2 protein-coding genes, 2 tRNA genes, 2 rRNA genes and 2 pseudogenes (1 of these 8 running past the window's edge) are annotated in these 7,447 nt (G+C 38.2%); 4 read left to right on the forward strand and 4 right to left on the reverse strand.

What is annotated here, in order from left to right; translation table 11 throughout:
- The 4 genes from JM82_RS03020 to JM82_RS03035 form a co-directional block, all read right to left on the reverse strand.
- A 23S ribosomal RNA gene (locus tag JM82_RS03020) occupies positions 1 to 1,281 on the reverse strand (it extends 1,538 nt beyond the left edge of the window).
- A gap of 145 nt (positions 1,282 to 1,426) precedes the next feature.
- Positions 1,427 to 1,500 (reverse strand) — tRNA-Ala (locus tag JM82_RS03025).
- 82 nt (positions 1,501 to 1,582) lie between these two features.
- A tRNA-Ile gene (locus tag JM82_RS03030) sits at positions 1,583 to 1,656 on the reverse strand.
- Between the two features lie 83 nt (positions 1,657 to 1,739).
- Positions 1,740 to 3,256: ribosomal RNA gene (locus JM82_RS03035) — 16S ribosomal RNA — on the reverse strand.
- Together the 16S and 23S rRNA genes with 2 tRNA genes alongside form the textbook arrangement of a ribosomal RNA operon.
- A gap of 751 nt (positions 3,257 to 4,007) precedes the next feature.
- Between JM82_RS03035 and thrS the strand changes: the two are divergent.
- The 4 genes and pseudogenes from thrS to rplT all read left to right on the forward strand — a co-directional run bounded on the left by thrS (position 4,008) and on the right by rplT (position 7,228).
- A pseudogene (thrS, locus tag JM82_RS03040) lies at positions 4,008 to 5,945 on the forward strand (threonine--tRNA ligase).
- Positions 5,946 to 6,015: 70 nt separating this feature from the next.
- On the forward strand, positions 6,016 to 6,525 hold the full coding sequence (gene infC / locus JM82_RS03045) for a translation initiation factor IF-3 (RefSeq protein ID WP_261375276.1): 510 nt from the start codon (positions 6,016 to 6,018) through the stop codon (positions 6,523 to 6,525).
- A gap of 61 nt (positions 6,526 to 6,586) precedes the next feature.
- The gene (gene rpmI, locus JM82_RS03050; RefSeq protein ID WP_090839495.1) at positions 6,587 to 6,784 is read left to right on the forward strand and encodes a 50S ribosomal protein L35; all 198 of its coding nucleotides are present in this window, start codon (positions 6,587 to 6,589) and stop codon (positions 6,782 to 6,784) included.
- Positions 6,785 to 6,884: 100 nt separating this feature from the next.
- Positions 6,885 to 7,228: pseudogene (gene rplT / locus JM82_RS03055) on the forward strand (50S ribosomal protein L20).
- Positions 7,229 to 7,447: the final 219 nt, after the last annotated feature.

Below are 7,447 nucleotides of genomic sequence, written 5' to 3' on the forward strand. Positions count from 1 at the left end.
ACTTATGCCTACATTTTCTTTTGTAGCTACTCCAGCATACCTCACAGCACACCTTCAACGCCACTACAATGCTCCCCTACCACTTTTACAAGTCCATAGCTTCGGTAATATGTTTATGCCCGATTATTATCCATGCCGAACCGCTCGACTAGTGAGCTGTTACGCACTCTTTAAATGAATGGCTGCTTCCAAGCCAACATCCTAGCTGTCAAAGCAGTTCAACCTCGTTTTTTCAACTTAACATATATTTTGGGACCTTAGCTGATGGTCTGGGTTCTTTCCCTTTCGGACATGGACCTTAGCACCCATGCCCTCACTGCTGATTAACATTTTATAGCATTCGGAGTTTGTCAGGAATTGGTAGGCGGTGAAGCCCCCGCATCCAATCAGTAGCTCTACCTCTATAAAACTATAAATCAACGCTGCACCTAAATGCATTTCGGGGAGTACGAGCTATTTCCGAGTTTGATTGGCCTTTCACCCCTACCCACAGGTCATCCGAAGACTTTTCAACGTCAACCGGTTCGGTCCTCCACTGTATGTTACTACAGCTTCAACCTGCCCATGGGTAGATCACACGGTTTCGCGTCTACCACTACTAACTAAAGCGCCCTATTCAGACTCGCTTTCGCTACGGATCCGTGACTTAATCACTTAACCTTGCTAGCAACGGTAACTCGTAGGCTCATTATGCAAAAGGCACGCCGTCACCCCAAAGGGCTCCGACCGCTTGTAAGCGTATGGTTTCAGGATCTATTTCACTCCCTTATTCAGGGTTCTTTTCACCTTTCCCTCACGGTACTAGTTCACTATCGGTCTCTCAGGAGTATTTAGCCTTATCGGATGGTCCCGACTGATTCACACAGGATTACTCGTGTCCCGCGCTACTCAGGATACTACTATCTTACTGTTCTTTACTTATACGGGACTATCACCCTCTTTGGTTAGTCTTTCCAAACTATTCTAATTCATTACAGCTCAAATATTGTAGTCCTACAACCCCAGCATTGCCTTAACAATACTGGTTTGGGCTAATCCGCGTTCGCTCGCCACTACTAACGGAATCACTTTTGTTTTCTTCTCCTCCGGGTACTTAGATGTTTCAGTTCTCCGGGTTTACTTCCTTTCGGATAACATATCTTCAATATGCTGGGTTGCCCCATTCGGATATCTACGGATCAATTTGTATGTGCCAATCCCCGCAGCTTTTCGCAGCTTATCACGTCCTTCATCGCCTCTGAGAGCCTAGGCATTCCCCATACGCTCTTATTTAGCTTATTGTACTATTTGCTTTTTAATGAGTTCTATGCAGTATTATACTACGATTAGTATAATACCACATTAATTTTAATGAGAAAAATCTCACTAAATTTTCATGTATCTTTTTTCAATATGTCAAAGAACTTTTTCAGTTAAAACTGAATAGTGGAGAATATCGGAGTCGAACCGATGACCTCCTGCGTGCAAGGCAGGCGCTCTAGCCAGCTGAGCTAATCCCCCATATAGGAATCCCGAATGTTCTATTCAGAATTACTTATTTAGAATTGACAACTTCTAGAATTTCCTTTTATCATAGTATTAGTAGTCTCAGGCAGACTCGAACTGCCGACCTCTACATTATCAGTGTAGCGCTCTAACCAGCTGAGCTATGAGACTCTACTATAATAGATTATAAATCAACAGCAGGAGAATAAACTTTTTGTTTACATAAAAAAACACAATAATTGTCTTTCTCTAGAAAGGGAGGTGTTCCAGCCGCACCTTCCGGTACGGCTACCTTGTTACGACTTAGCCCTAGTTACCGATTTTACCCTAGGCCGCTCCTTACGGCGACGGACTTCAGGCACTCCCAGCTTCCATGGCTTGACGGGCGGTGTGTACAAGGCCCGGGAACGTATTCACCGCATCATGGCTGATATGCGATTACTAGCGATTCCAGCTTCACGGAGTCGAGTTGCAGACTCCGATCCGAACTGTGATAGGGTTTATAGATTCGCTCCTGGTCACCCAGTGGCTGCTCTCTGTCCCTACCATTGTAGCACGTGTGTAGCCCAGGACGTAAGGGCCGTGATGATTTGACGTCATCCCCACCTTCCTCACAGTTTGCACTGGCAGTCTTGTTAGAGTTCCCGACATGACTCGCTGGCAACTAACAACAGGGGTTGGCGCTCGTTATAGGACTTAACCTGACACCTCACGGCACGAGCTGACGACAACCATGCAGCACCTTGTAAATTGTCCGAAGAAAAGTCTATTTCTAAACCTGTCAATTTACATTTAAGCCCTGGTAAGGTTCCTCGCGTATCATCGAATTAAACCACATGCTCCACCGCTTGTGCGGGCCCCCGTCAATTCCTTTGAGTTTCATTCTTGCGAACGTACTCCCCAGGTGGGTCACTTATCACTTTCGCTTAGCCACTCAAACCGAAGTTCGAACAGCTAGTGACCATCGTTTACGGCGTGGACTACCAGGGTATCTAATCCTGTTCGCTCCCACGCTTTCGTCCATCAGTGTCAGTATATTATTAGTAATCTGCCTTCGCAATTGGTATTCTATGTAATATCTATGCATTTCACCGCTACACTACATATTCTAACTACTTCATAATACTCAAGACAACCAGTATCAAAGGCAATTCTACAGTTGAGCTGCAGGATTTCACCTCTGACTTAATTATCCACCTACGGACCCTTTAAACCCAATGATTCCGGATAACGCTTGGATCCTCCGTATTACCGCGGCTGCTGGCACGGAGTTAGCCGATCCTTATTCTTACAGTACCGTCAAGCTCTCACACGTGAGAGTGTTTCTTCCTGTATAAAAGCAGTTTACAACCCATAGGGCAGTCTTCCTGCACGCGGCATGGCTGGATCAGAGTTGCCTCCATTGTCCAATATTCCTCACTGCTGCCTCCCGTAGGAGTCTGGTCCGTGTCTCAGTACCAGTGTGGGGGATCCCCCTCTCAGGGCCCCTACCTATCGTTGCCATGGTGTGCCGTTACCACACCATCTAGCTAATAGGACGCATAGTCATCTCTTACCGTAACCTTTAATGTCATCTTGATGCCAAGTTAACATACTATAAGATATTAATCCAAATTTCTCTGGGCTATCCCTTAGTAAAGAGGTAGATTCTATACGCGTTACGCACCCGTTCGCCGGTCGTCAGCGGAGCAAGCTCCCTGCTACCCTCGACTTGCATGTGTTAAGCCTGCCGCTAGCGTTCATCCTGAGCCAGGATCAAACTCTTCATCGTTAAATTTTAAGTCTTACGACTATGTTTTAACAATTAATAATGTTTTCAGTACTCAAAATGGTTTATTCTCGTTTGTTTAAATTAATCGTTTCCAATTAATTCTTACGCTGTCAATTCAATATGTTTATGAACTTTTTTCTCTGTCTCTTAAGATGTTATTTCCTTAAGCGGGTGCAAATATAATTCGCTTTTTTAAATCCCACAAGCTTTATTTAAAAAAAAAGTTTTTTCTTTTTTAAACTTCACTTTCAATATATCTTAGAACGTTTTCCTCTACTCTCAGTAACATCAGTTACGTCGTTTTCGGGGTGCAAATATACAAGCCTTTTTCTTTCCCACAACCCTTTTTTTAATCTTTTTTTAATTTTATTTTAATACAAACCTTTAATGCCTTATTGCTAACAGGTTATGAAATATTTTTATTTGAATTGGTTGTGATTTAAACTAATTACGGTGGTTTAATAGACACTATGTTACTTTTACTAGTATAAATTAGTTTGAGATGCTTGCGTTAAGGATTGAACGGTCTGCTTGAGCTCTTTTTTGTTTCCTATTATATATTGGCTATTATATTGCGTATTACAAATAGACATTATGTATATGTATAATATTATGTAAAAAAAGCGAGTAGTGAAAGCCTGACCCTTTGGGTAACGCCATTATTTTATTGTGTGAATTTATTTAGTATTAGTTAAGAGTTGTATTGCCAATTACTAATATCCTATTATATTTGCGGTCTAATATTATATTGATGATAAAAATTACTTTACCGGACGGTAGTGTAAATCTTTTGAAAAAGATTCTACACCTATGGATGTTGCTAAGAGTATTAGCGAGGGATTGGCAAGAAATGTTATTTCGGCAAGCTTTAATGGAACAACCGTTGAAACATCTACGAAATTAACAACAGATGGATCTTTGGTACTTTACACTTGGACTAACGATGAAGGAAAGAAAGCATTTTGGCATAGTTCTGCCCACGTATTAGCTCAGGCGATTGAGGAGTTATATCCTAATAGTAAATTAACTATTGGTCCTGCTATTGATAATGGTTTTTATTATGATGTTGATTTTGGTAATGAGACCATTACTGATAAAGATTTTAAAAACATTGAAACTAAAATGTTAGAGATTGCAAGAGGCAAACATGAGTTTGCTATGCGATCTGTTACTAAAGCCGATGCTTTATCTTTATATAAAGACAATGAATATAAGACTGAATTAATTGAAAATCTTGAGGATGGGACTATTACTTTTTGTGACCATTCTACTTTTACTGATTTGTGTCGTGGTGGACATATCCCGAACACAGGGATTATTAAAGCTGTAAAAATATTATCTGTTGCAGGTGCTTATTGGAGAGGTGATGAAAACAAACCACAATTAACACGTGTTTACGGAACATCTTTTCCAAAACAAAAAGAATTAACTGAATACTTAGCTTTATTAGAAGAAGCTAAAAAACGTGACCATAGAAAGTTAGGTAACAGAACTTGAGCTTTTTACTTTTTCTCAAAAAGTTGGAGCAGGTTTACCTTTATGGTTACCAAAAGGTGCTGCTTTACGTGAGCGTTTAGAAGATTTTTTTAAAGGCTGCTCAGAAAAAAGCAGGTTATGAAATGGTTGTTACACCACATATAGGACAAAAGGAGCTTTATGTTACTTCTGGACATTATGCTAAGTATGGTGAAGATAGCTTCCAGCCAATTACTACGCCAAAAGAAGGTGAGGAATTTTTACTAAAACCAATGAACTGCCCACATCACTGTGAAATATATAACAGTATGCAATGGTCTTACAAAGATTTACCAAAGCGTTTTGCTGAATTTGGTACTGTTTATAGATATGAACAAAGTGGCGAATTACATGGTTTAACAAGAGTTAGAGGTTTTACGCAGGATGATGCCCATATTTTTTGTACTCCAGATCAATTAGATCAAGAGTTTAAAAATGTTATTGATTTAGTGTTGTATGTATTTGGATCTTTAGGATTTGAAAACTTTACTGCACAAGTATCATTGCGTGACCCAGAAAAGCCAGAAAAATATATTGGAAGTTTAGAAAACTGGGAAAAAGCAGAAACAAGCTATTATAAATGCTGCGAAAGATAAAAATTTAAATTATGTTATAGAAACTGGCGAAGCTGCATTTTACGGACCTAAATTAGACTTTATGGTTAAGGATGCTTTAGGTAGACAATGGCAATTAGGAACTATTCAGGTTGATTATAATTTACCAGAACGTTTTGAATTATCTTATAAAGGTAGTGATAATGAAACACACAGACCTGTAATGATACACCGTGCGCCTTTTGGGAGTATGGAACGTTTTATAGCAATTTTACTGGAACATACAGGAGGAAATTTCCCGCTTTGGTTAATGCCAAATCAAGTTTCTATATTAACTCTTAGTGAGAAATACGAGAAATACGGTGAAAAAAGTTTTAACTTTGCTAGAAAATCACGAAATTCGCGCACTTGTAGATAACAGAAGCGAGACCATTGGTAAGAAAATTAGAGAGGCTGAAATGAGTAAAACGCCTTATATGATTATCATTGGGGAACAAGAGGAAGCAGAAAACAAGATATCTGTAAGACAACATGGTGGTGAAGATTTAGGCACGATTAGTGTAGATACCTTTGCAGAAATTGTTAAAACAGAGATAAATAAAACAAAAAGACAATTTTAAAATTAAGTTTAACTAAAATATATAAGTCATAGCAATACGTAGAAAAAGATCAAGAGGTCCGGCAAGAATCATTAAGGAAGATCAGCACAACATTAACGGTAAGATTAGAGCAGAAAAAGTGCGTCTAGTTGGAGAAAATGTTGAAGTAGGAATTTATACCACTAAAGAAGCAAGAGAATTTGCAAGAGAGCAAGAACTTGACTTGGTGGAGATTTCGCCTAAAGCAGATCCGCCTGTATGTAAAATAATGGATTACAAGAAGTTTCTTTATGAACAGAAGAAGCGGGAAAAAGCATTAAAATCCAAGGCTACAAAAGTTGTTATCAAAGAAATTCGATTTGGTCCTCAAACAGATGACCATGATTACGAATTTAAAAAGAAACACGCCGAGAAATTCTTAAAAGAAGGTGCAAAGCTAAAAGCTTTTGTTTTCTTTAAAGGGAGATCAATTGTGTTTAAAGAGCAAGGACAAATATTATTATTACGATTAGCTCAAGATTTGGAAGAATTTGGAAAAGTAGAGCAAATGCCAAGACTTGAAGGAAAGCGTATGACCATGTTTATTGCTCCTAAAAAGTAAATAGTATCCTTTATTAAGGACCACAATATTATAAGCGAAATAATTAAAACTAGGAAACAAAATGCCTAAAATGAAAACAAAATCTAGTGCTAAAAAGCGTTTCAAGCTTACTGGTACTGGTAAAATTAAAAGAAAGCACGCTTTTAAAAGTCACATCTTAACAAAGAAGTCTAAAAAACGTAAGCTTAAGTTAACTCATGACGGTTTAGTACATAAAGCGGATGAGAACAATATTAAAGTAATGATGCGTTTAAAGTAACATTACCTTAATTGGTTACAAATTATTTATAAACCCTGGAGTTAGGCCTTTACAAAGTGGTTAATTAATTAACCGCCTACTACAAAAAACAATTTAAATTATGCCTAGATCAGTAAATTCTGTTGCCAAAAGAGCCAGAAGAAAAAAGGTGCTTAAACAAGCAAAAGGTTACTTTGGACGTCGTAAAAACGTTTGGACAGTAGCAAAAACGCGGTTGATAAAGCTATGCAATATGCATACAGAGACCGTAGAAACAAAAAGAGAACTTTCCGTGCATTATGGATCACGCGTATTAACGCTGGAGCAAGATTACATGGAATGTCTTACTCACAATTTATGGGTAAAGTAAAAGCTAATAATATCGAATTAAACCGTAAGGTTTTAGCTGATTTAGCAATGAACAATCCAGATGCTTTTGAAGCAATTGTGAATAAAGTAAAATAAAGGGCATTTTGCCATTTGTATAACAATACTTCGCTTATAAAATAGAAAATCCGATTCTTAATTGAATCGGATTTTTTTATGCCATTTAATTATAACTTAAACTATAATAATTGTTTTATAACAAACTTATCCACTAGCTTTACATTTTAAATATTGAATTGCACATGTCTTTAAGCCAAATTAAATTAATAGTTTCCGATTTAGATGGAACTTTATTAA

This window comes from Olleya sp. Hel_I_94, from assembly GCF_007827365.1.
In the GTDB taxonomy this organism is placed as follows: Bacteria; Bacteroidota; Bacteroidia; order Flavobacteriales; family Flavobacteriaceae; genus Olleya.

Bases quoted from the DNA above. Each gene is read 5' to 3' on its own strand.
- rpmI (WP_090839495.1), top strand. From the start codon at position 6,587: ATGCCTAAAATGAAAACAAAATCTAGTGCTAAAAAGCGTTTCAAGCTT.